Consider the following 23,864-nt stretch of genomic DNA (forward strand, 5'->3'; position numbering starts at 1 on the left):
GCAGTCGCGGCGTTTCCATTCGATGCCGGTTCGTTCGGCGTTGTCGCGGTAAAGCCGTTTGACGCGTGTTCCCTCTCGCCACGCCGCGCTGCTTGCCGGAGGGCCTCAGGGCCCTTGTTCCGGGGCGAAATCCGTGGCGCCGCCCAGTGACCCCCGGAAGACGGCACTGGCAGTGATGGTGCGGCCGATGGCGGCCGCACAGTCTCGCAAGCGGGGGAGGATCGAGCCGAACAACGTGTCGTCGTCGATCTGGCTGGTGTGGGTGCCGACCGTGACGGCGGCGACTACTTGGCCGCTGTCGTCACGGAGCGGGACCGCGACGCTGCGCACGCCTCGCTCGAGTTCCTGGTCGATCAGCGCCCACCCCTGGGCACGGACTTCGTCGATCCGGGCCACGCTGTTCGCCCGGATGCCGTTGGGCCGAGCACCTGCGTCAAGGCCGCGATCATGTTCGCGATCCCCGCCGTGGTGACGTCGCCTGCTGTGGGGCGCCGCCGCCTTCGTCAGGTGGAAAAGCGCGCTGAGGTTCGTCGCTGGGGTTGTGCCCACTACTCGTCGGAAATGTCCTCGATCCACTCGTGGGACATCTGGAACGCCGCATTGCTCACCAGCACCGCCTAGCGCCCGGCTTCCTCGAGCCACCGTTGAGTCTCGCGCGCATCCTCGTACTCATCGAGGTAGGAGATGAGCACGTCCGCGCCGTCTCGGGCGAACGCGACCGCCACGGCACGGGTTCCCTGGAGCCGGTGGCGCCCGGTGGGGCCTGCTGCTGAGGTGGCTGGGACACGGGAGCCTTCTGTCGACGCCGTTGGTCCTGGTGCCCAGCCGATGCTCGCGACTGCCGTGGTTCACACCCCTGATCCTTGCCGCCGCGGTCACGACCACCTCCGGTGGACAGTCACGTGCTCGCACGCCGGGCAAGCGGTTGGGCCGCTGCGGTTCGCGGTCTCTTGACCTGCGCTGCAACCGGTTCGGTCGCCGATGCCGGGGGTCGCGCGCACAATGGGGATTTCACCGGCGAGCTGGAGATGCGATGACCGACGAGCACGGAACCTTGCCGCTCCGATCTCCGGTCGGAAGCCGGGACGAGCCGGAGCTCGAGGAAGCGTTCGACCGGATCATCGGCGAAGGCCGCGACCGGCTCGGACGCCCGTTGCTGCCGTTGGTGGCCACCGGCTTGCTCGGCGGGGTTGACGTCGCGGTCGGGGTGCTGGCCTATCTGGTCGTCGAGCACGAGACCGGGCAGCCGCTGCTGGCCGCCGTCGCGTTCACGATCGGGTTCATCGCGCTGCTGCTCGCGCGCAGCGAGCTGTTCACAGAGAACTTTCTCGTCCCGGTCACCGCCGTCGTGTCCGGAAATGGTTCCTGGTCACGGTTGCTCCGGCTGTGGGTGATCACCCTCGCCGCGAACCTCGCCGGAGGTTTCGCGATGGCCGGGATGGTCGTCGTCGCGCTGCCCGAACTTCGTGACACCGCAGCCGCGACCGGTATGCACTACGCCACGCTGGGCACGTCCTGGCGCTCGCTGGTGCTGGCCGTGCTGGCCGGCGCGGTGATCACGCTCATGACCCGGATGCAGCACTCGACCAACGACATGGGCGTCAAACTGGTCGCCGCGGTCGCCATGCCGTTCCTGCTCGTCGGAGCACAGTTGTTCCACTCGGTGCTCGACTCGATCGTCATGTTCGCCGGACTGCTGGGTGGCTCGGCGCACTACTCGTGGGGGGACTGGGCACTGGCGCTGGCCTGGTCATCGCTGGGCAACGTCCTGGGCGGCATCGGCCTGGTCACGTCGATCCGGCTGCTCCGGGTCTCTCACCGAGTCGAAGAGGCGCAGCGCGATGTCCGCGAAGAACGGGTTGACCAGACCAGCTGACTCCGTGGGGCGGGCATTCCGGAAAGGGTTGTGCGCAGTTGTCGCGTCCGCTGGTCGAGCAGGGATTCCTCTGACCCGATTTTCAGGGACTGTTCAGTCGTGTGGTCGTCGCCGACGGCAGCCGTGGGCGGACAGACTGTGCCTCATGAGAAGCCTTATGAGGAATTTTCGGCCCCGGCTGATCGTCCCGCTGCTCGCGACGACGGTCGTGCTGGTCCTGGGGACGACCACGGCAACGGCCGCGCAGACCAGCAGCACCGGGCTGGCACGGGCATTACGCGCCGAAATCGACCAGTACCTGGCCACCCGGGGCACGGCAGAGCACATCTCGGCCGTCTCGGTGCGGGTGGACTACCCCGGATTCAAGCCGAGTATCGACGAGACGGTCGGCACCACGCAGTACGGCGGAACGACGCCCGTGCCGCGCCACTCGGAATGGCAGATCGGCAGTAACACCAAGGCGTTCACCTCGGTCATGCTTTTGCAGCTGGAAGCCGAGGGGAAGCTGTCGATCCGCGACACGCTTGGCACGTGGCTGCCGCAGTACCCGGCCTGGCATGACATCACCATCCAGCGGCTGCTGGACATGACCAGCGGAATTCCCGACTACACGAGCCAGGCCGCCTTCGTGACCGCCGTGGCCACGGACCCGGACACCGTTTTCACCAGTGACCAACTGGTGTCGTATGTCGCGAATCTCCCGGTGGGGCCGGCCGTCTACGCCTACTCCAACAGCAACTACATTCTGGCCCAGCTGATCATCGAGCGGGCTACCCACGACACGTACGCGCACCAGCTCACCCGGCGCCTCATCGTGCCGCTCGGCCTGCGCGACACCTGCTATGCCCCCTACACCTGCCCACCCGGGACCGCTGACCGGATGGCGACGGGATACTTCGCCAACGCGGGCTTGCCGTCCCTGTTCGGCACCCCCATGCCGCCGCTGAACCTGACCTTCGCGCAGGGCGCGGGTGCCATCGTGGCGTCGCTGGCCGACTTGACCACCTGGGAACGCGCGCTGTACACGGGCCAGCTGTTGCCGCCGCGCCAGCAGCACGAGTTGGAAAGCCTGGTGTCGACCACGACCAGCCAGCCGATCGCCCGGACCAGCCTGGCCGATCCGACCGGTTACGGCCTGGGCGTCGGCCAGGCGACGACCACCGCGACGGGCACGGTCTGGACCTACGAAGGCCAGACATTCGCCTTCCGGGCGCTGCACATCTACGACCCGGAGACCGGCGTGATCGTCGTCGTCGCGGTGAACAGCTCAGTCAGCGGCGAGCAGGACAATCTGTCCGCCCTGGCGATCCAGGCACTTCAGACCGTCCAAGACAGCAACGTCTCGCCCTCCGGAACCCCTAACGACCGCACCACTGGCTGATTGCCAGAACGGCATCGACGCGGCCCAACGCGCCCGCGCCGAACACGTTGTGCTGATGTCGGTGACCCACCCGCAACTGGAGCCACTGCTCGACCACCAGTCGAAACTCGCCGCCGAGCGCCACCTCCTCGGCTCGCGGCGCCGACACTCGGCTCGTCACCGATCCGCAGGTCCGTTTCGTCCAGCGTGTCGAAGGTCAGGTTCTCGCCGAACAAGCCGTCCGCCAGTTCCGTCTCCGGTAGTGCCAGGCGGCTCGCCCAGTACGCGTAGCGCGGACTGCGGTCGGTACGGTGGCGTCGTCGATCACCTGCTCGCGGATGCGCCCGACCGGGAAATTGAGGAGCGTACTGATGCGGGGGACGCTCCGTCGCGCCGGACGGTGGATCGTGCGCGGCGGAATCAGGCTAGCTCTTCGGGTGTTTTCGCCGTGACCGGAGCCCGGCCGCCGTCGGTGTTGATGACGACTCCGGTGACGACGCGGGCGGCGACGGGGTCGGCGAGGTAGAGAAACGCGCCGGCGTGGTCTTCCGGTGTGGCCGTGGTCTGGAGCAGGGTGGTGGCGGCGATGCGTGCTGAGCGACCACCTCGGGCATCCACGGTGGATTCCGCCCCGCCAAGGGCGCTCAGGCCGGAGAACTTCGTGCCCGACGTGCCGCCGGGGGCGACACCGTTGACGCGGACCGCCGGCGCGAGGTCCACCGCGAGGTGCTGAACCACGCCGCGCAGCGCCCACTTGGAACTGCCGTAGAGCACCCCACCACCGACGGGGTGGAAGGCGGACTCGGACAGGGTCAGGATGGCTGAACCGCGGGCCCGCTCCAGCTCCGGCCACGCGGTGCGCACAGCCGCGAGCGCGCTCACCACGTTGCTGTGCCAGATCTCCTGTGCCGCGGCCACAAGGTCGGCGACAGGCAGGTCGCGGATCGACGCGTAGTGGTCGAACACGCCGACGCAGCAGGTCAGCCGGTCGAGCCGGCCGCCGGTGCGCACGGCGGTACGTACGGCCTCGGCCAGCACCTCCGATGAGGTGGCGTCGCCTTCCACGACGGTCAGTGGCAGTGCCGCGGCGTCGGTGCGCAGCGCCGCGGCGTGGGCTGGTGAGCGCTCCACGACAGTCACCCTCGCGCCTGCTCCCAGGTAGGCCAGGGTGGCGGCCCGGCCGATGCCGGAGCCGCCACCGCTGACGAGGATGCTCAGCCCGTCGAGGCTCACGGTTGGGGCCGCCGTTGCAACAGCGCCGAGATGAGTCCGGTTCCTGGAAACTGAGGCAGTCGAGCGCGACGGCGTCGAGTTGCACCCGCGAACCCCGGCGTGGTGACCAGATGTCCAGGCGCATCCCGTTGCGCGTCTCGACCTTGCGGACCACGACGTCGACGAACTCGTTCGCGATCACGATCGGCCCGTCACCCGGCTCGACGCCGAGTTCGACGACGTCGCCGATCGGTGGCCGTTCGATCGTCGGCTCCATGGCACACCTCCCTAGATGAAGATCGACAAGTTGTGGGCATTGATGAGCGACTGGTTGAATGCCGCCCACCGCCGCGCCAGCCGCCAGCCGCCCGCGGTGCGGCGGACGACGTCCTTGCGGGCCAGCGAGTAGAAGCTCGGCGTCGGGTTGTCGCCCCGGCTGCGGTGAGGACGGCTGGTCGATCACCCATTCCCGCCGGGCCGTGTTCCCGGTAACGCTGAGCCCAGCGGGCCGCGATCGTGGGCGAAGATCCAGTCGTCCTGGATGATCATCCGTCTGCCGAGCGGTGATGTTCAGGTGCCAAGTAGTATGAAACTCATATTATCTGTGACAGATATCATACCGTTCCGAGGGTTGCCCGCGGATACGCTGCCGTTATGACTGAAGAAACGCCGAAGGCGCGGAGCTACCGCCGAACGGTCAACAGGATCAACAAGGTGATCACCGGGCTCCAGCGGCTCGGCATCGCGTTCGGGCCGATGCAGCTGCTCACGGTTGCCGGGCGGCGAAGCGGTCAGCCCCGCACCTTCCCGATCGCCGTGCTCCCGCTGACCGGCGGTGAGTATCTGGTCCAGGCATTCCAGAACGCGGCGTGGGTCGCCAACGTGCGGGCCGCGGGCACCGCCACCCTCAGCCGTGGCCGGCGCAGCTCTACCGTACGGCTGATCGAGGTGCCGGTGGAGGAGCGCCGTCCGCTGCTGCGCGAGGTGGTGGAAACCCAGCCGGCGAGCGCGGCCCAGCGCTATGTGACCAACGGCCTCGCCGACGCGCCCACGCCCGACGCGGTGGCCGCCGCCGCGGACCGGATCGCCGTGTTCCGCGTCGAGGCGGTCTGATACCGGCAGGGATGCCGCGGGCGAGAACGTGCCTTCGGCCAAGCCGTCAGCCGGCGGCCAGGTCGTCGGTGGCGTCACGTCCCGCGTCGGCGACCCGGCGGAGAAAACCGGCGAGGAGCTCAAGTTCGGCTTCGTCGTACCCGGCGCAGATGTCGTCCATCAGGTTGTTCATCCCGGCGTACTGCCGCAGCAGTTCCCCGTTGCGTTCGCGAAGCGGCCGGACGACGACGGCACGCCGGTCGGCCCGGTCGCGTTCCCGGACCACCCACCCGCCCCGCTCGAGGCGGTCGAGAATGCCGGTCATGGTGGCGGGATGGAGCCCGGCCTGCTGCGCGAGGGCACTCGGGCTGAGCGGGCCGTGCCGGTTCACCAGGTCGAGGCAGTCCAGGTCGACGTCCTTGAGGTCCACCCGCGCGCCGACCCGGTGGTTGAGCAGGGCCAGCTGCACACGCAGATCCCGCAGCGACTCCTTCACGGCCGTCGTGAGCCGTCGACGCCGCCGCGCCTGCCCGGCATCCGACTTCGCTACCACTTGCTTCTCTCCTCGTACCATACGGATTGCCGATCATACGGGTGAGGACACCGTCATGGGGGCGTGGGCGGATGGCCGAACCGTCGGAAGACGCGGTGCGCTGGGCGGAGTCAGCCTGACGTGGCGGACGGCGGCGGGTAGGCGCAGGTGTCCCTGCGGCGTCACGCTGGCCGAGCCGTGTGGGACGAGGAGGCCCTGGGCTTCGCGGATCCCCAGGAGGGTGCCGGGGCGCCAGCCGAGTGCGGCGACGACGGCCCGGTCGGTGATCCGGCCCCGGCAGTCCACAGCGGACAGCCCCTACACGACATCGCTCGTGCGTCGTGTCGGCAAGGTCGGTAACGGCAGAACCCGGCGGCCCGCTATCCGAATCGGGTTCTTCGCCCGCGCAGCAGCGGACGGGACGGCCACGGGAGTGATGACGGGGCCGGTCATGACGACCACTGCCGGAAAGCACGAAGCCGTGGCCTGGAGGCCACGGCATGGTGTTGAAGTGCCTTCTGGCACTGATACGTCAGATGTAGCACGGTTGCCACGAAACTGTGCCCCAGGGGGGAGTTGCACACTAACCACACGGTTGCAGCTCTGAACAAATATGCTGAGCCGCGCGATCGCCGCTGCCAGCTCCAGAGCAGGGCGCCACCGACGATCGGCTACCCACGGTGAGAACGTTCCTCCAGAAGGGGGGACCACCCATTCACCCGCGCAAGTTTCTGCGCTAATCCGAATGCTTGAGTAAGGTCCGCCGATGTGGACGATCGACGATGGGGTTTCGAAGAAGCTGAGGACTGGGAGTAAGAGAGGCCGAGCGGTCAGCCGGTTTCCGCCGGAGCGTCGGAGGAGATACTGGTCGGGCAAGACGCCCACCGGGTAGTGGAGGTGGTGGTGTCGCCGACGGCGGAGGTGATCGCCGTGCGGTTGTCGCCGCGGTGGCGCGGGTCTGTCGATCCCCGTGCGCTGAACGCGAGTGTGCTTTCGGCCGCGAATGCCGCAACGATGCGCGCGCTGGCTCGCAGTCTCGAACACACCGACCTGTCGGCCTCCGCGCCCGCGCCGCCACACAACGGCGGTGACGAATCGCCGCTGACCAACCAAGACGTGCAGCGGCTGCTCGACTCGGCCTCAGCCGAATTGGATCAGTTCACCACGCGGCTCTCGGCGGTGGTGGACCAGCCGGTGCAGGTGCGCAGTTCCGGCGGCCACGTGCAGGGCTCGGCGCAGCGTGGACAGGTGCTCACGCTCGACGTTGACAGCACCTGGGCCGGGCAAATCCGTCACAGTGAGATCGAGATGGAGTTCGTGGAGGTGCTGCGCGGCCTGCGCGACGCCAGCACCCCGGGGGAGCTGGCCGCGGGGCCGGGTGACGGGGCGATTTCCGAACTGATGGCGCTGGCGGCGGACCCGCGCCGCCTCATGCGACGACTGGGCATGCCGGTGGGCACTGGGACTGCAGGGGAGTCCTAGAAGGTGGTTGACATCAAGACGGCGGTCGCCGCGCTGCGGTCAGACGCGGACATCTGGGACGGCGCGGCGAACGACCTGAATGCCCCGCGGCAGGCCATCGGTTCGCTCGGACTGAGCCCTCGTGATGTGTCGATTTACGGGGTGGATAAGGGAATCGATACCACCTACGCCGGCGCGCAGAGTGTGCTGCTGAACATGATGCAGCAGGCAGTGCAGAACTTTCACGACCTCGCGGGCGCGTTGCGGCACGCCGCGGACCTGTACGACCAGACCGAGGCTGACCACCAGCAGCGCATCCAGCGCGCCGCCGGGAACTGACGAAGGGTGACCTTGGCGTGACGAGCCCCGCCATCCAGCAGGCCAACGACAAGTTCCACGAGCTCCAGCAGAAGATTGACGACTTCTTCAACAAGGTCAATGACGTTCTGAGCTGGGTCCCTGGTTTCCTCTCCGATTTGATCAAGCCGATCGAGGACGGGATGAACGCGCTTCGCGACAAGGTGAAGGAATTCTGGGGCCGGGGCAACCAGCTGATCGACCAGCCGGGCAGCCCCGACCGGTTGCACCAGGTGGCCGAGGACTGGGTGAACAAGGTCGGCGACGTCGTCGGTGACATCGCGGGCCAGATCAGCCTCGATAAAATGCAAACCAACCTGGACTGGCAGGGCCGTGGCGCCGAGGCCTACAAGGCCGCCGTTCCGGCGCAGGTCAGTGGCCTGAACTCGGTGAAGGACCTGGCGAATCAGCTGCGCAGTTCGCTGGACAACCTCGGCAACGGGATCGAAACGTTCTGGACGGCGATGGCCGTCGCGGGCGGTGTCTTCGTGGTCGGGGCGATCGCCGCCGCGTGCACGGTGGTGGGCATTCCCGCGGCGATCGCCGCTATCGTCACCGCGGCGGGACTCTCGATCGGACTTATCACCACGGCGATCCTGTCGCTGCAGGCGCTGACCAACACCATCTCCACGGAGCAGACCACCATCGCGCAGAAGGTACATGACCTGGGGGACCAGTGGGCCAAGTCGAACATCGGAGCCATGCAGGAGAAGTCCGACTGGCACGTGACCAAGTGACGGCAGTGGCTCCCGCCACGCGCCCGGTCGCCGCGATGGCGATCAGTGTGGCCATTGTGGTGTTGGTGGCCGTGATCTGGCTCGGTTTCGCGGCGCCGGCTGGTATCCACCCGATGTTCTACTTCGTACTCATTTTTCTCGGTGGCGGAGGGTTGAGCCTCCTGTTCTCCGGTGTCGTCGCGGTCATGGCCGGATCGCGCGTGCCCACCACCCCGGCGCTGGATCTGCAGTTCTTCGCCGGGATCCGCAGGGGAGTGCTTGCGATGGCGCTGTGCGCGATCGTGATGGACGGTCTCGGTGTCCTGCTCATGCTCGCGATCGCGGGCGGACGGGGTACCGGCATACCTGTGGACACCGCCGTGTCTACGGTGGTGTTCGCCGCGGCGGCGGTCACAGTGGCGTGTGTCGTCATCGCGTCAGTCGTCCTCCGCCGTGTGCTGCCCACGGGTTGACGGTGCGCCGCCGAAGCCAGGGAGATCGTCTCGACTACCGAGCGATCGATCCTGGCCGTGCCCGACGTATCAGCGCGAGCGCCATGCCACTTGGGCTGGGCTCGCTCGCGTTGCCCGCGGCTCCCACCGCTAGTGTTGTGTACCTGCCGGCGGGGTGGACGTCGGAGGTGCCGCTGTTGGCGGTGACTGTGGGCACGGATGGAGCACTGGCGCTCATCGCCGGGGTCTTCGGAACCGTCGTCATGTCCATGCGCCGCGTGATCTCGGCGGGGCGGCTTGAACTTGGGTTGGCCAATGCGGTCCGCCGGAACCTGCTCGTCCTGTGGAATCTCTGCTTGCTCATGGCGTGCCTGGGGTGGCTCGCTTTCGGCGCCGGGGCGGCCACCGCGCGGACGCCGATCGGTACCTTGGCAACGATTGTCGAGATCCTCATGCCGACGGTGCTCGTGGTCTACGACGGTACTGTGATGGTGTTGGTCAGTCGTTGGCTGCGCAGCTGAGCAGCGCGCCCACAGCTGGTCGCACACCGCCAGCAAATACAGTGGCTGGTCCTCTCGGCGGGGACGCTGCTCCACGGCAACCAAGCGCTGCTTACCATTGGTGATGGCTGTCCCTGGGGACTTGAACCCCCACTGTGTCCGAGGGGGAGCTGTTCACTATCTACACGTCTGCCACTCGGCTAGTCTTCGCTAGCCAAGAGACGCCTCCAAACCTCACGCCGACACAGCCACCGGTCGTTTGGGTCAGCGCAGACGCTCACAGGACGGCACTGGTCTAATAAATCTCAGCTATGTAATTTTCCTTGTGCGCATAAGATGTAGCATCTTGAAGGCTGCCGATCAATAGGACAAAAGAGGTACCTTCGGCCGACATTCGCTACACATGGCAAACTCACGTAGGACAATGAGGTTCCGTGTCGCCCATTGGACGGATGCGTACGTCAAAGGTCACGTCTCAGACTGATCAGCATGGCCAAAGCGGGGCGTAGTCACAGCGAAGTAAGGGACGCCGTCGCAGAGCGATCGCAAGAACGCTTCAGCGACGACGACCTATTTCCGCCAGAACTCAAAGTTCTGCTGCGTCGGATAGCCGGGCAGGATAGAGCTCGCAGCGAAGCAACGTTGCAAGCAGATATCCGACAGTTGCTACTGACAGCAAATTTCGGCCTAACTGACCAAGATCTCGACGTTGACCTAGAGACAGCAGTCGGTGACGGTCGACGCATCGACATCGAACTCGGTTGCGTAGTGATCGAGGTCAAAAGAAGCCTTGCCCGGCCGGGGACGGTAAAGAATGCCGTTCAGCAGTTGGCAGGATACGTGAGGACGCGAACAGAACGTAGCGGTCAGCACTACTTAGGCGTCCTGACTGACGGTGCTCAATGGCGGGCATACCACTTATCCGGCGGCCACCTGGTCGAAATTACCCGGCACACCATCTCGGCAACTCGGCCCAACGCGATGGCGTTGTTCTTCTGGCTCGAAGGCGTGCTCGCCACCGGCAGAGGGGTGACGCCGACACCGTCCGAGATCGGACGCCGTCTCGGCGCCGAAAGCTCGGCGCACGCTGTTGACCGAGCAGCCTTAGCAGCTTTGTATGCCGAGCACGCAGAGACTCCGACGGTTGCACTCAAACGACAACTTTGGGCACAGCTACTCCGCAGCGCGCTCGGCACTCAGTTCATCGATGATGATGATCTCTTCATCGAGCACACCCTCTTGATGAACACCGCAGACGTGATCGCCCATCTGGTTGCCGGCCTTGACGTACTTGACCTTGAGCCTGCCACAATCCTAAGCGGCCAGCGTTTTGACCGTGCACAAATTCTCGGCGTAGTTGAACCAGATTTCTTCGACTGGACGATCGAGGTTCCAGGCGGCAGTCCCTTTATTCGCAGTCTGGCACGCCGAGTGGCACGATTTGATTGGTCCGAAGTAGAACACGATGTCCTCAAGGTTCTTTATGAGTCCATAATTGGACGCGACACACGCAAGCGAATGGGCGAGTACTACACGCCAGACTGGCTAGCCGAGCGTATTGTGGAAACGTGCGTTCGGCACCCGCTCAGTCAACGTGTACTTGACCCCGCTTGCGGCTCGGGAACCTTTCTATTCCATGCCGTCCGGAGATACCTAGACGCAGCAGAAAGAGACGGAACGCCGCTTGCGGCAGCTCTCACGAGCCTATCGTCGCATGTAATCGGGATTGATCTGCATCCGGTTGCAGTCGCCCTCGCCCGCGTGACCTACCTGCTAGCGATCGGACACGAGCGTTTGATCAGGTCGGATCGCGGCGCAGTGACCGTACCTGTGTACCTTGGTGACAGTATGCAATGGCGCGAAAGACTCGACCTATTCACTGAGGAACACCTCAAAATTAGCGCAGGATATGGCGAATCTCTATACGAGGATATCCTGCGGTTTCCCGAGAAGTTGCTAACAGACGCTGCGCACTTCGATCGACTGGTGTCTGGCCTGGCCGGCCTTGCAGCCAAACCACGTGATCCCGGTACCCTGCCTTCGCTTACCGCCCTATTCCGACGACTTGCAGTAGCACCAGAGGACCGGCCGATGATCACCGAGACCTTTGCCGTAATGTGTCGCCTGCACGACGAGGATCGCAACCATATCTGGAACTACTACATTCGAAATCTGGTTCGCCCGGTATGGCTTGCGATGCCAGACAATCGCGTCGATGTCCTCATCGGCAACCCGCCCTGGCTATCATACCGAAACATGCCGCCAGAGATGCAGGTACTCTTTCAGCAGCTCTCGAAGGAGCGTGGGTTGTGGCATAGTAAACAAGTTGCGACACACCAAGATTTGTCTGCATTATTCGTAGCTCGCACAGTACAGCAGTACTTGAACGTTCATGGGACGTTTGGTTTTGTACTACCCAATGCAGCACTCGACCGCGACTACTTTGACGGATTCCGCTCAGGTTGGTACGAGGACATTGTCGAACCAACCGCCGTCGCTTTCAGTAAACCGTGGGACTTACGGCGGCTCCGGCCACATTTCTTTCCGCGTGGAAGCTGTGTCGTCTTTGGCCGTCGCGCAGGCTACTCCAGCCGCAAGCCCCTGCCGAGGACCGCGCAATGTTGGTCTGGCGTTCTGCCCAAGAACGAAGGATCCTGGCGCGCTGTTAGTAGTCACATAACTCGCACCGATGCGCGCCTCGTCGGTGGCCACGAGGAGACCGAGCGCTCCCCGTACGCGGACCAGTTTGCCGAAGGTGCGACGATCGTGCCCAGAGTGCTTTTCATGGTGGAAACAGATTCGGCCGGGCCGTTGGGTCTCGGCGGCGGACGACAGGCAGTACGTTCAGGAGCCAGCAGCTACGAGAAGCGGCCGTGGCGGGACTTGCGCCGCTTGGAAGGCGTCGTCGAAGTCGAATTCGTTCGGCCGGTACTGCTTGGCGAGAACATTGTACCCTTTCGAGTTCTCAGTGCCCGAGAGGCCATACTTCCCATAATTGGCGATTCCCTAGCTGACGGCACCGATTCGAGAATCGACTATTACCCGGGACTTGCTGAGTGGTGGGAGCACGCGGTGGCGACTTGGGAAAAGTACCGGACCAGCGACCGACTCACCTTGACCGAGCGCCTAAATTTCCGCCGTGGCTTGACAAACCAGTTGCCGACCGCGCAGTTCCGCGTTGTGTACGGCAAGGCGGGTATGCACGTTGCAGCCGCCCTGGTCGACGACGGCTATAGCATTATAGATCACAAACTCTACTGGGGTTCTGTAGCTACACGCGAGGAGGGTCTATATCTCTGCACAATAATCAATAGTCCAGCCATCACCGAATTGGTCAGACCGTTCATGTCCTACGGCAAAGATGAACGGGATATCGACAAGCATTTGTGGAGATTGCCGATACCTAGATACGACGCGAAGGATGCGGTGCATCAAAGACTCGTTCAAATTGGCATAGAGTTAACCGACGAAATTGCCTCTCTATCAATGGTCGACGCCGGCTTTGTCGCACTGCGTCGACGAGTGCGAGAGTTCCTAAGTAGGCATGCCACGGCGAGCGAGATCGACCAGCTAGTTCGCAGTTTGATCGAGACGTGAGTACAAGTCTCAACCCGGAGGAAATAAGGCGCTGTCGTACCATCTTCGACTGCTGGACTCTTGGACGATCCGACGCGCGCGCCTTCTTGCTTCCTCGCCATTCCCTACCCTTCCTGAGCGGCGAGAGCCTGCTACAGGCAATCGCTACGCTCAGTCGACGGCTGCCTGCATCGTCAACGGCGATGCGCACCTCCTTGAGCTGTCTGCGCTGGATGGCGACCAGGGACCGCAGCTCGGGTATGAGGGGTTTATCGAGTTGGTCGGTGGCCAGGGTTCGGGTGGTGGCCACGGCGGCTTCTAGTTCGGGCCGGTAGGAGAAGTCTGTTTCGTCGAGGGCGGCGAGTCCCATGTCTAGCAAGTGCAGGCCGAAGTCCAGCAGTTCGCGTTCGGCGATCTTGCCCAGGTCTTTGATGCTGGTCATGGGGTTGAGGGTCTTGTCGAGTTGTTCGTCGAAGCGCTGGCGCAACCGCTGGTGCCAGTTGTGCACGTCCTCGTTCACGCCGTTATTCCTTTCCGGCCTTGGGTGTTGGTGGTCGTCTCCGGGGGATTCGTCGCAGGCGCAGGCCTCGGGCGAGGTCGCGGGGGTCCAGTTCCAGAGCGGCGGCCAGGTTTGCCACGTCTGTATGGGTGGTGAGGCCAGGCCGTGTTCCAGCAGCCACACCTGCGGCGTCAGCAGGCCGCAACGGTGGGCCAGCTGACGGCGGGTGAGGCCGAGAAGGTCGCGGTGTCGCCGCACTCGTTGCCCCAGTTCGCGCATGGCGGGTTGGGCGTTCCAGCGGCGACGCAGCCAGGTCATGGCAGGTCCTCGTCGTCTGGCGGCTCGTTGTCGGTGCGGTCGGTCGAGATGGTGAGCGTGAGGGGGCCGAGACGAAGCACCCGGCTTCGGCGACCGGGTGCGGCCGATGGGGCGGGTCGGTCGAGGGTGGCCGCAATACCGATCAGCTCGTCGATCGCGGTCTCGGCGTCGTCTTTGCGTCGCAGGAGAGAAGCGGTTTCGGCCTCGATGGCGTAGTCGAGACGTCGGAGCCGGGCATCGAAGTCAGTCATGGCGGGCACTCGCTTGCGGCCGGGCCGGTCCGTTCGGTCCCCGCAGGCGTTCGGAGACCGCGACGATGCCGGGCAGAACGGTGGCTTCGACTTCGGTGCTGTCGATGTAGGGGACCTCGCCGCACAAGTTGATGCCCAGGAGGTGACAGGCGATGCGAGCTGCTCGGTCGATGGCCAGCTTGCCGTCGTCAATGCGCTCGGCCAGCGGAACGAGTTCGGCACCGATGGCTTGGTCGATGCGGCGAATTTGGGCGGTGGCGTTGTTCATGAGGTTGAAGCCTCTCCTTTATAGGCAGTGGAACGAGGCCGGCGGTTGGCGATGTAGGTCCCTTTGGAGCGCACGGTCACGACCAGTCCGCGGAACCGCAGGAGCCGGGTGGCGTGCCGTGCTGTGCCGAGTGAGACGCCGTACTCGGAGGCCAATTGGTGCTCCGATGACAGCGACGTGTTCGGCGTCAGTTCGCCGGACTCGATTCGCGCGGTCAGGTGATCGGCCATCTGTTCGTAGAGGTAGCCCGCCGCGTCGTTCGGCGTGAAATCATTCATCGCGTTCTCGTGGATGTCGTGCTCGGCCATCGGTGTGTCAGGGACAACACGCAGGCTGGAACTGTGAGTCCTCAATAGACGCGGGAATCCAGCGCTGCGCGGTTCATCGCTCGTCATCGCTTGTCCCGCTCTGCTGCGGGGATGCCGGGGCGGGTATCTCCTGTAGGCCGCCGGCGAATTCGTGGAGTTGCTCACCCAGCAACAGCAGGTCGGCCGCAAAGTGCCGGTGCTGATTCCCGAGTCGCGTCGCCTTGGTAGCGGAGTTGTGCAGTCGATTGATCAGGTCGGTCAGCGTCGAAGGCAGAGATGCCCGATCATCACAAGATGACTCGCCTTCGGTCGAATGGACTTGTTCGCTCAGGCGGGCGGTCATAGCGCGCTGTCCTTCCGTCTGGGTTCTGTCCGGGGGCGGTCCGTCACGCAACAACCCGCACGCGGGGACAGCGGAACGGCGGGGGAGGCGGGAGCGGTGTTCCTCACGTGTCGTCCCCTCCGAGTGGTGTGGAAACGATGCTGTGAGCCTCTCGGCGACGGGACGCGGGCGGGAGGACACAGCCGTGCCACAGCGCGGCCATCACGGCGCGTCGCGTTAGTCCGCAGCCGGCCGGACCCGTCCTCGGTGCGGTCGAGGCAGGACGGCGATCGGGACGGGCCCAGACACCCCTGAGCAGGGACTATGAGGGCAACAAGTGTCGGGACGGGTTGCCTGCGACCTGTCCCGGTGGTCCCGGGGACACTAGGGATTGAATGGATCGTGGCGCTATGGGACGGGACACCTGGCCGCAAGTGTCCAGCGGGAGCCGCTGCGGATGGCGTAATGAAATCATGCGTAGATCAGCCTCAGGTCAGCTTCCGGCGACCGTGCGGTACAGGACGCTGCTGGAGCAGAAGATCCGGGAGCGCCGGCTGACGCTGGAGGAGGCGGATCTTCGCCGAGTATCTCGCAGGGAAGGGTGATCGGGCCATCGCCAACGGCCTGAACCGAGACGGCATCCCGTGTCCGTCCGCGCGGCGGCCGGAGCAGAATCGGCACCGGTTGGCGGATGGGTGGCAGGGGAGTTCGGTGCGGGGATTCTGGAGAACCTGCGGTACACGGGTTACGCGTTCTTCGGTCGGTGGGCTCGGCAAGAGATGTTGCGCGATCCGGAGGACGTGTCTGCCGGGCATATGGTGCGGTTCCGCAGGGCGGCGGCGGAGAAGGCCGTGCGTTCGCGGACTCCGGCTCACCCGGAGATCATCTCCGTGGAGGTATTCACCGAGGTTCAGCTTCTCCGCCGTTCAAGGGCGGCCGGAGGTTTTGAGCGCGCGGCGCAAGCTGGTACGTGGGCCAAAGCGAATGACCAAGCGGGCGTACCCGTTGCGGGGAAGGGTGCGGCCTCGGGCAGCGGCACGCGGCGGATGGAGGGCACGCCGCGCGAGGACCGCACGTATTACCGATGCGCCGCGGGGACGTTGGTTCCAGGCTCGCCCACCTTGAATAGGCACCCAAAGAACGTGTACCTGCGTGATGCAGCGGTCACGGAGTTGTTGAACACGTGGCTCGGCGAGGTGTTCGCTCCGGAAAATCGAGACCGGACGGTTAAGGCGCTGGTGGCTTCGCAGGGTGGGGCGGCGGAGACGGGTGCGCACGACGCGGCTCGGCATCGTCTGGAGGCTGCGGAGGCGAAGTTGCGTCGCCTCCGATCAGCGATCGAGGCAGGAGTTGATCCGGCCGCGCTGGTCGAAGTTATCAACGACGCGCAGGCGCAGCGGACAGCCGCGCGGGCCGAGTTGGACGGGGCGTCGGCGCCGAGTGTGCTGACCCCTGCCGAGGTGTACGCCATGATCGACTCGCTCGACAGAGGTCGCCCGTCGCCGCATCGCGTGGCTGCCCTCTAAGTGATCAGTTCAGAATGAGCTGGCGAAGGCAGATGATCGAGCAGGCCAGCCTGAGGATGGCTTGGTGGACATCAGCTCGTCGTTCTGTGCGGATGCGTAGTCGTCGGAAGCCCTTGAGCCAGGCGAAGGTGCGTTCGACTGGCCAGCGACGTTTGCCCAGGCCGGGAGCCGTGTTCGACGCCGCGGCGGGCGATGAACGGGGTGATGCCGCGGGCGCGGACCAGGCGGCGGTACTTGTCGTGGTCGTAGCCGCGGTCGGCGTAGAGCCGGCGCGGACGGCGGCGTGGTTTGCCGATCACGCCGCGGATCGGCGGGATGGCATCGATGAGCGGGATCAGCTGGGTGACGTCGTTGCGGTGGCCGCCGGTGAGCGTGACCGCGAGTGGGGTGCCGGTGGCGTCGGTGATCAGATGGTGTTTGGAGCCGGGTTTGCGCCGGTCAACTGGGCTGGGCCCGGTGTGGTCCCCCCTTTGAGAGCGCGCAAGTGGGTGGAGTCGACCAGCGCGGCGGACAGGTCCAGCAGGCCCGCCGCCCGCAGCTCAGCCAGCAGCCGCTCGTGCAGTTGCTGCCAGACGCCGGCCTCGTGCCACTCGGTCAACCGCCGCCAGCAGGTGGCACCCGAAGCGCCGAACAGGGCGGTGGGAAGCCGGTTCCAGCCGATACCGGTGCGCACCACGTACAAGATGCCTTCCAACGCAGCCCGATCGTCGGCACGTTTGCGACCCGGATGACGGAAGCGCCTTGGATGCACCGGAATCAACGGTTCCAGCCGTGCCCACAGCTCGTCGGTCACGACCTTCTCAGACACCGCTCGATCGTGGAACGTCCCGAGCCGCAGACAAAGCCGACACGCCAGCTCATTCTGAACTGCCCTCCAAGTGGCACCACGCGCCCCCACCGCCACACCCTCAGAGCTGGAAGGGCTTGTACTCCAGTGCCTTGTCCACGACCTGCTCCGCGGTCAGGCCCTCCTCGTTCTGGATCAGCCTGAGCACATGGGGGTTGCCGGTGGTGCTGCGGATCTCCTCGATCCAGCGGTCCTGCTCCTCTTCGGGAGCCTCGCCCTGCCACACCTTTTCGACCAGCTGGATCATTTCCTCGCGGGTCAGCTTCGCCATTCCCTTAACCGTTTCCGTAGTGGTACCGGGGGTCGAGTATATCACGGTGGTATCTCGGCGTGACGATCACGATATTGCGCATGTCGTAAACACCGCCGCCGTGCTGGATGGGTGTCACGTGGTGCAGTTCGTAGCGGCTGCGGCCGCCGAAGGTCTGCTCGTCCACGACGAACGGCGAGTGCCCGTTGGCCATGTTGCCCTGGCTGCCCGGCGGGAACTGTGAGCGCAGGTTCGGGTCGGCGTGCACCTCGCGCCAGAACGCCTCGCGGAACTCGTCGAAGTTGTTGAAGTGCCTGCCTTCCAGCTGTCGCGCGACCTGACCGGGGAAGCGCGCCGCGTTGCGCTGGCTGCCGCGCCGCCACTGCCCGTCCACGTCCGGGATGCCCGCGGAACCGTGCGCGGTGCCCGGCTGGTCGCGAGGGTCGCACTTCTTCAGCCCGAACGGGTCGATCCACTGCAGTGGGTTCGGCACGTACGAATACGGATTCGGGCCGCCGCCGAGGCCGAGCGGATCGGCACTGGAATAACGGCCGAGCGACGGATCGTAATAACGGAACAAATTGTAGTGCAGCCCGGTTTCGGCGTCGAAGTACTGGCCCGGAAAACGCAGGGGAGTGCCGCCCGCGGGCTGTTCTCCCCACACCGAGCCGCGGTTGTGCCACGCCACCGTGCCCAGCGGGTCCACCAGCTCGGCCGGGCTGCCCACGAGGTCCGTCACGATCGAGTCGAACTGCTGGTCCACCCACTGCTGCGGGGCGTCGCGCAGCGGCAGGCGCTCGGTCTGCGTCAGCGCCCGCAGGCCCGCGCCCCAGTTCCAGGTGGTCGCGCTCGTCCCGTCCCGCACCTCCTCGGCGAGGGTGACCCCGTCCCACGTGAAGTCCACGCGCTCGACGACCGTGCGGCCGTCGGGCGCCAGCCGCTCCTTCGCGATGCGGCGGCCCATCGGGTCGTAGGAGTAACGCCAGACCGTGCCGTCCGGCGTCGTCACGGCGGTCAGCCGGTCGCCCGCGTCCCAGGAGTACCGCCACGGGCCGGACTCCCCGGGCGCTTCCCGCACCGCCAGCCGGCCGTGACCGTCGTAGCGGTACCGCACGTTCCCGGCGCGCTCCACCAGCGTGCCCCGGTACTCGCGCGGCCCCTGCCCACGCCGGTCGGCGGACGGCCACGCCCCACCGGTGATGTTGCCCGCCGCGTCGTAGTTGTAGCGCTCGGTGTAGCCGTTGCGCTGAACGCCGGTGAGGCGCGACGCGGCGTCGAACTCGAAGCGGCGCACGCCCGACAGCAGGTCTTCGACCTCGGCGATGCTCCCGTCGGGCCGGTACCGGTACTGGCGACTCTGCACCACGCGCGGCGGCGCGGTGCGGGACACGGCCGACACGGTCTGTGTGGTCAGCTGGTTGTTCCCGTCCCACGACTGGGCGAGGATCGTGCCCGTGTCGAGTAACCGCTCCACCTCACGGCCCGCCGCGTCGTAGCCGAAGGTGAGCGTGCGCCCGGCGCAACGCAGCTCGGTGGGCCTGCCCTCGGCGTCGTACGACCAGGCCGACTCCGCTCCCGTGGGCGTGCGGCGGTGGGTGCGACGCCCCAGCGCGTCGTAGCGGGACGTCACGGTGCGGCCGTTGACCGTTTCGCTGACCACGCGACCGATCGGGTCGTGCCCCAGGACGAGCTCCGCGTTCGCGTTGACGGCCCGGACGAGCCGTCCGACCGGGTCGTAGGTGAACGTCGCCCGCGTGCCGTCGGGGAACTGCTCCTCGGCGACCCTGCCGAGCGGGTCCCGCACGAGGCGAACCGTCTCGCCCGCGCCGTTCGTGCGCGCGACGACCTGCCCCGCGGCATCGTGCTCGTAGGTGGTGGTGCGCCCGTCGAAATCGGTTTCCCGCACCAGATTGCCGCCACGGTCGTACTCGTAGCGCCACACCAGGCCCTGCGGGTTGCGCACGCTGACCGGTTTCAGCTCCGTGTCGTAGCCGAACTCGTACCGGCTGCCGTCCGGCAGTATCTGCGCGGCGACGAGGTCGAAATGCGTGGTCTCGACCGTGGTGACCCGGCCGAGCGGGTCGACGTGCCGGATCTCGTTGCCCTCCCCGTCGTGCACCCACCGCTCGGTGACGCCGTCCGGGGTGGTGCGCGACAGCAGCCGGCCCTCGACTGTCCACTCCAGACGGACAACACCGCCCGCGGGATCGGCGACCTCGACGAGGCGGCCGAACTGGTCGCGGCGGCAGCGGACCAGGACGCCGGAGGGATCGGGCACGGTCAGCGGCAGGCCCGCGGCGTCGGTCTCGATCCGGCGGACCTGGCCGTGCGCGTCGGTGACCGCGGTCAGGAAACCGCTTTCCCCGTAGCTGTACCGGGTCACCGCGCCCACCGGATCGGTGACCGCGACGAGGTTTCCGGCCTCGTCGTAGTCCTGGCGCCACACCGCGCCGTCGGCGTCGACGAGCACGGTGGGCAGGTTCAGCTCGTTGTACTCGGTGAGCCGCTGGGTGCCGTCGGGCAGGGTGGTGGCGAGCAGGTTGCCCCGCTCGTCCCAGGTGTAGCGGGTGGTGCGGCCCAGCGGGTCGGTGATCGACAGCAGCCGGTCGTGGCGGTCCCACTCGCGGACGGTCTCGCCGCCGAGCGGCCCGACCTCGCGGACCACCTGCCCCAGCTCGTTGAGGTGGTGCGCGGTCGCCTCGCCGAGGGAGTTCGTGTGGATGGTGACGCGGTTTTCCTCGTCGTAGTCCCAGGTTCCGGTCAGCGCGCCGCCGGAGCCCTCGGTGCGCACGCAGCGGCCGCGGCCGTCGAAGTGGTAGCGGTACCACTCGCCGTTGCGGTCGGTCCACTGCGTGATGCGCCCGGCGAGGTCGTAGCCGAACCGCGTCGCCTGGTTCGACGAGTTGACCACCTCGGTGAGCCGGCCGCGGTCGTCGTAGGCGTAGCGCATCAGCGTGATCGGCTCGCCCGCGACGTTGTGCAGCCAGAGCCGGGTGACGCGGCGGCCTTCGGTGTCGATGCCGAGGCGGTAGCCGCCGGAGTGCCGGATCTCGGCCGGCGCGCCCGTCTCGTCGTAGTGGAACTCGATGCGGCGGCCGCCCCGGTCGGTGATCGTGGCCAGCGGGATTCTTCCGGTGGTGCCGGGAAAGTCGAGCGTGCAGCCGTCGCGGAGGCGGGTGATGCGGTAGCCCTCCGCGGTGCGGGTGAGCGGCCAGCGCGGACCTTCGATCGGCAGCACCTCCGCCCCGTCGGTGAGCGGCACCGGGTAGACCAGCCGCATGCCGTCCGCCGCGGCGAAGTGGATGCCGTCGTCCTCTACCTCGACGCGCTGATCCACTGTGGACGTCCACGAAGGACCGAACCACGTGCCGGCGCGGTAGGAGGAATAGTGCGTGCGCTCGAACACCAGCGGGAGCACGCCCGGCAGCTCGGCGTCGATCTCGGTGGAGAACATCTGCCCGGTGGCGACGTCGATCGGGTCGCCGGAACCGGGCACGCACTCCTGCTCGCGGGACTCGGTTTTCGGGTTCTCGCTGCTCTCCTTAAGCGAACCCGGTGTGGTGCCGTCGCCGGGGTGACTGGCGCCGGGGAGGTCCGCGCCATCCGGCGTGTCCGGTGCGTGTGGCGCGTCGGGGCTGTGCACCTGCGGGGTGTCGAGGGAGTGTGCCGCCGAGGGGGTGGTGGCGCCGTCGGCGCGGCGGGCGAACTTCTTGCCCAGCTTCGCCAGTTTCTCGATGATCTCCCCGAGCTTGTCCACGATCCGCCGGATCTTCGGGGTCACGTTGCCGATCGTCTTGAGCAGCTTGCGCACCAGCTCCGAAACCTTGGTGATCGTGCTCGTGATCGCCGTGGTGGCCTGCGCCGCCACCAGCGGGGTGGCGAACCCCAGCGTGCACGCCTCCTCCAGCACCCACGAAATCAGCTTCCCCACCAACTCCGCCACCAGATCGCGCACGGTCTCCCGCACCATCGCCACGACCTGGCCCATCACCATCACACCGGTGGAAATCCCGTCCGCCAGCGTCGCCGCCCCCGCCAGCGCGTCCGTCTGCTCCGCCACCCGCCCCCGATAGCCCTCCGCGCCGGTACCCGACCAGCCCGCCGTGCCATTGGTGACCTCCGCCCGCAAATCCCCCGCAACCGCGGCCACCTCACCGGCGACATTGCCCCACGTGTCGGCGAAGGACTGGATCACCGGCGGATCCCCCGCCAGCCAATCCAGCGCCTCCTTCAACGGCTGCACGTGCTCGATCAACCACGACGCCCCGTACTGCGCCAGCGTCCCGATCGGATCCACCACCATCGACAGGGCTTCCATCCCCACCCCGACGGCACCCAGCCCGACCTCGACCCACGACCCGTCCTTGACCCCGTTGGCCAGATCCACCGCCGACTCGGCGATCCCGATCCCCGTGACCCCCGTCGTCTGCGACTGCGCCCGCGCCACCAGCGGGTTCCCGTCCGCCATGGCTCCGCCTCCCGTCGCCGCGCAGGGTTGCACGAAACGGGCAGCGCGGGCGTTCCATTCTGGCCCGCGCGAGCCGCGCCGGGAAGCGCTTTCCGGGAATCAGCCGCCCAGGGCGGCGGGATCGTAGCGGCAGGCGGCGTTCCACAGCAGGAACGAGTCCATGCCGTTCTCGTGCGCCGCGGCGATCTGGGCCTTGATCTCGGCCGGGCCGTAGGGGATGTGCATGCTGAACGCCTGCAGCCACGGCACCGTCACGGCCCCGCCCTGCCGTGCCTGCTTGGCGAAGTCCGCGAGGGAGCGGGCGGTGATGTCGTGCGGCGCGGCCTCGGGGTCGTCGAGCCCGTACTCGCCGGCGCCCCAGTGCGACGGGTACACCATCGGCGCGACGTAGTCGACCTCGTGCGACATGGCCGGGATGTCCTGCGCGATCTGGGTGGGCCGGGTGATCGCGATGCCGAAGACCGACGCGCCGAGGAACGCGCCGTGGGCGTGCACGGCGTCGCGGTTCTGCGCGAGGAACTCGGTGATCGCCTGCTCCGGGGTGCCCTGGAGGCCGGGCAGCCGCATCCGGTCGAGCGAGCCCTCGGGGCGGCGCACGTAGTCGTAGAGGATGTCGTCGAAACCCAGCGCCGCGGCCTCGGTGGCCAGCTGGGTGTTGTAGTCGCGGACCTCCTGGTTCGCGGGGTTGGTGAAGGTGTAGTCGCCGTAGCCGCTGGCCCAGGCCTGGCCGTCGGCGGTCTGCACGAGGCGGTCGTGGTGGCCGGAGTCCCACGAGGCGCGGGCGAGGATGGGGTCGCGGAACGCGACGAGCCTGCCGACGACGCGGATCTTCATCCCGTGCAGCTCGTCCAGTGCCGCGCGGGCGTCGTAGTAGCCCTTCGCCGCGCCGATCTCGCGTGCCAGCGGGACCTGCGAGTCGTAGCCGATCTCGCCGTCCTCGTCCTTGATGTCGAGCTCGACGGTGTCGATGAGCCCGTCGCGGGCCAGTTGCAGCACCGGCTCGCGCAAGGCGGGTGACGCCCAGGCGAGCGCGGTCATGTGGACGCCGCGCATGCCGGGGTGGTGTGCCTGGACCGTGACCTCGGTGCTCGCCACGTTGCCCGCTTCGTCCACAGCGGACAGTGCGATGCTGCCGGGCGGGGAGGGGAGCGTGGTGCTGAACGCGCCGTCGGGGTCGACGTTCACTTCGGAGCCGTTGATGTTCACCCGCTGCGCCCCGCTGGCCGAACCGCGGACCGTGACCGGCTCGTGCAGGTCGGTCGCTTCGACGGGGGCGAGGGAGACCTGGGGCGGGGTGTCGTCGACGGTGAAGGTGCGGGTGACGTCGGACTGGGGAAACGCTTCCAGGCGGCCGAGCCGGGCGGTGAGCGTGTGCGGGCCTTCGGGCAGGCGCAGCTTCGGCAGCACGAGCCGGTTGCCCTCGCGGACGACGGGCAGCGGCTTGCCGTCGAGCAGGAGCCGTACGGCGTTCGGGTCGTGGGCGGTGACGCTGACCTGGTCGAAGACGGCGGAGGTGGTGACCGCTCCGTTCGCGAGTCCCTGGACGAGTGGCGCGGCGGGCCGGGCGGCGAGCCCGGTCTGGACGGCACCGGTGAGCAGCGCTCCGGTGAGGACGGCGAGCAGGACAGGGCGCGGATCCACGCGGGTCTCCTCCAAGCGGCGGACTGGCCGAA

The 23,864-nt window shown here is 66.8% G+C and carries 21 protein-coding genes and 2 pseudogenes; 11 read left to right on the top strand and 12 right to left on the bottom strand.

All coding sequences use genetic code 11. The features are described 5' to 3' along the window. Positions 1-105: 105 nt before the first annotated feature. Positions 106-396: an IclR family transcriptional regulator domain-containing protein gene (locus tag FHX82_RS25550; RefSeq protein ID WP_229880232.1), complete on the bottom strand. Its 291-nt coding sequence runs from the start codon at positions 394-396 to the stop codon at positions 106-108. Between the two features lie 637 nt (positions 397-1,033). Between FHX82_RS25550 and FHX82_RS25555 the strand changes: the two genes are divergently transcribed. Continuing rightward, positions 1,034-1,876, top strand: a complete 843-nt coding sequence (locus FHX82_RS25555; protein WP_145938065.1) for a formate/nitrite transporter family protein — start codon at positions 1,034-1,036, stop codon at positions 1,874-1,876. A 145-nt stretch (positions 1,877-2,021) separates the two neighbouring features. Continuing rightward, a complete protein-coding gene (locus FHX82_RS25560) occupies positions 2,022-3,257 on the top strand; it encodes a serine hydrolase domain-containing protein (RefSeq protein WP_183176837.1) in 1,236 nt (411 codons plus the stop codon). On the opposite strand, the pseudogene FHX82_RS38080 reads toward FHX82_RS25560, so the two are convergent. Together FHX82_RS38080 and FHX82_RS25565 are read right to left on the bottom strand one after the other, a co-directional pair. Continuing rightward, positions 3,194-3,517 (bottom strand): annotated as a pseudogene (locus FHX82_RS38080) (MOSC domain-containing protein); the annotation flags it as partial. The gene FHX82_RS25560 and the pseudogene FHX82_RS38080 sit on opposite strands and share 64 nt — an antisense overlap. 139 nt (positions 3,518-3,656) lie before the next feature. After that, entirely contained in the window at positions 3,657-4,469 is an 813-nt protein-coding gene (locus FHX82_RS25565; RefSeq protein ID WP_145938067.1) for an SDR family NAD(P)-dependent oxidoreductase, read from the bottom strand. Positions 4,470-4,579: 110 nt separating this feature from the next. Between FHX82_RS25565 and FHX82_RS25570 the strand changes: the two genes are divergently transcribed. Continuing rightward, positions 4,580-4,744 (top strand): hypothetical protein, encoded by a 165-nt coding sequence (locus tag FHX82_RS25570; RefSeq protein WP_183176838.1) that lies wholly within the window; start codon positions 4,580-4,582, stop codon positions 4,742-4,744. A 358-nt stretch (positions 4,745-5,102) separates the two neighbouring features. Next, positions 5,103-5,561 (top strand): nitroreductase family deazaflavin-dependent oxidoreductase, encoded by a 459-nt coding sequence (locus tag FHX82_RS25575; protein ID WP_145938068.1) that lies wholly within the window; start codon positions 5,103-5,105, stop codon positions 5,559-5,561. Between the two features lie 46 nt (positions 5,562-5,607). Here the strand turns inward: FHX82_RS25575 and FHX82_RS25580 are convergent, their stop codons facing one another. Further along, positions 5,608-6,093 (bottom strand): MarR family transcriptional regulator, encoded by a 486-nt coding sequence (locus FHX82_RS25580; RefSeq protein WP_229880233.1) that lies wholly within the window; start codon positions 6,091-6,093, stop codon positions 5,608-5,610. Between the two features lie 870 nt (positions 6,094-6,963). Between FHX82_RS25580 and FHX82_RS25585 the strand changes: the two genes are divergently transcribed. The 6 genes from FHX82_RS25585 to FHX82_RS25610 all read left to right on the top strand — a co-directional run bounded on the left by FHX82_RS25585 (position 6,964) and on the right by FHX82_RS25610 (position 13,155). Next, complete coding sequence (locus FHX82_RS25585) at positions 6,964-7,554, top strand: hypothetical protein (RefSeq protein ID WP_221216556.1); 591 nt, start codon at positions 6,964-6,966, stop codon at positions 7,552-7,554. A gap of 3 nt (positions 7,555-7,557) precedes the next feature. Further along, positions 7,558-7,872, top strand: a complete 315-nt coding sequence (locus FHX82_RS25590; RefSeq protein ID WP_145938070.1) for a hypothetical protein — start codon at positions 7,558-7,560, stop codon at positions 7,870-7,872. A 17-nt stretch (positions 7,873-7,889) separates the two neighbouring features. Then, positions 7,890-8,627: a hypothetical protein gene (locus FHX82_RS25595; RefSeq protein WP_145938071.1), complete on the top strand. Its 738-nt coding sequence runs from the start codon at positions 7,890-7,892 to the stop codon at positions 8,625-8,627. Continuing rightward, on the top strand, positions 8,624-9,079 hold the full coding sequence (locus FHX82_RS25600; protein WP_229880234.1) for a hypothetical protein: 456 nt from the start codon (positions 8,624-8,626) through the stop codon (positions 9,077-9,079). The genes FHX82_RS25595 and FHX82_RS25600 overlap by 4 nt, the downstream gene beginning before the upstream one ends. Positions 9,080-9,261: 182 nt before the next feature. Beyond that, complete coding sequence (locus FHX82_RS37225) at positions 9,262-9,579, top strand: hypothetical protein (RefSeq protein WP_229880370.1); 318 nt, start codon at positions 9,262-9,264, stop codon at positions 9,577-9,579. Positions 9,580-10,047: 468 nt separating this feature from the next. Beyond that, the gene (locus FHX82_RS25610; protein WP_145938073.1) at positions 10,048-13,155 is read left to right on the top strand and encodes an N-6 DNA methylase; all 3,108 of its coding nucleotides are present in this window, start codon (positions 10,048-10,050) and stop codon (positions 13,153-13,155) included. A 792-nt stretch (positions 13,156-13,947) separates the two neighbouring features. Here the strand turns inward: FHX82_RS25610 and FHX82_RS25615 are convergent. The 4 genes from FHX82_RS25615 to FHX82_RS25630 form a co-directional block, all read right to left on the bottom strand. Further along, the gene (locus FHX82_RS25615) at positions 13,948-14,202 is read right to left on the bottom strand and encodes a hypothetical protein (RefSeq protein WP_145938074.1); all 255 of its coding nucleotides are present in this window, start codon (positions 14,200-14,202) and stop codon (positions 13,948-13,950) included. Further along, positions 14,195-14,470, bottom strand: coding sequence for a hypothetical protein (locus FHX82_RS25620; RefSeq protein ID WP_145938075.1), 276 nt, complete (start codon positions 14,468-14,470; stop codon positions 14,195-14,197). Before FHX82_RS25620 ends, FHX82_RS25615 begins: the two co-directional genes overlap by 8 nt. Continuing rightward, on the bottom strand, positions 14,467-14,778 hold the full coding sequence (locus FHX82_RS25625; RefSeq protein ID WP_229880235.1) for a winged helix-turn-helix domain-containing protein: 312 nt from the start codon (positions 14,776-14,778) through the stop codon (positions 14,467-14,469). Before FHX82_RS25625 ends, FHX82_RS25620 begins: the two co-directional genes overlap by 4 nt. Before the next feature lie 73 nt (positions 14,779-14,851). Further along, positions 14,852-15,121 (bottom strand): hypothetical protein, encoded by a 270-nt coding sequence (locus FHX82_RS25630; RefSeq protein ID WP_145938076.1) that lies wholly within the window; start codon positions 15,119-15,121, stop codon positions 14,852-14,854. A 674-nt stretch (positions 15,122-15,795) separates the two neighbouring features. Between FHX82_RS25630 and FHX82_RS37815 the strand changes: the two genes are divergently transcribed. Further along, positions 15,796-16,626, top strand: a complete 831-nt coding sequence (locus FHX82_RS37815; RefSeq protein ID WP_229880236.1) for a hypothetical protein — start codon at positions 15,796-15,798, stop codon at positions 16,624-16,626. 4 nt (positions 16,627-16,630) lie between these two features. Here FHX82_RS37815 and FHX82_RS25640 read toward each other — a convergent pair. The 4 genes and pseudogenes from FHX82_RS25640 to FHX82_RS25655 form a co-directional block, all read right to left on the bottom strand. Beyond that, positions 16,631-17,434 (bottom strand): annotated as a pseudogene (locus FHX82_RS25640) (IS5 family transposase). A 100-nt stretch (positions 17,435-17,534) separates the two neighbouring features. Beyond that, positions 17,535-17,744: a bacteriocin immunity protein gene (locus FHX82_RS25645; RefSeq protein WP_145938077.1), complete on the bottom strand. Its 210-nt coding sequence runs from the start codon at positions 17,742-17,744 to the stop codon at positions 17,535-17,537. Between the two features lie 4 nt (positions 17,745-17,748). Continuing rightward, the gene (locus FHX82_RS25650; protein ID WP_183176839.1) at positions 17,749-22,191 is read right to left on the bottom strand and encodes a pyocin-S2/colicin E7-DNase domain-containing protein; all 4,443 of its coding nucleotides are present in this window, start codon (positions 22,189-22,191) and stop codon (positions 17,749-17,751) included. Positions 22,192-22,290: 99 nt separating this feature from the next. Further along, positions 22,291-23,832, bottom strand: a complete 1,542-nt coding sequence (locus FHX82_RS25655; RefSeq protein ID WP_229880237.1) for a putative glycoside hydrolase — start codon at positions 23,830-23,832, stop codon at positions 22,291-22,293. Positions 23,833-23,864: the final 32 nt, after the last annotated feature.

The organism is Amycolatopsis bartoniae (assembly GCF_014191255.1).
GTDB lineage: Bacteria > Actinomycetota > Actinomycetes > Mycobacteriales > Pseudonocardiaceae > Amycolatopsis_E > Amycolatopsis_E bartoniae.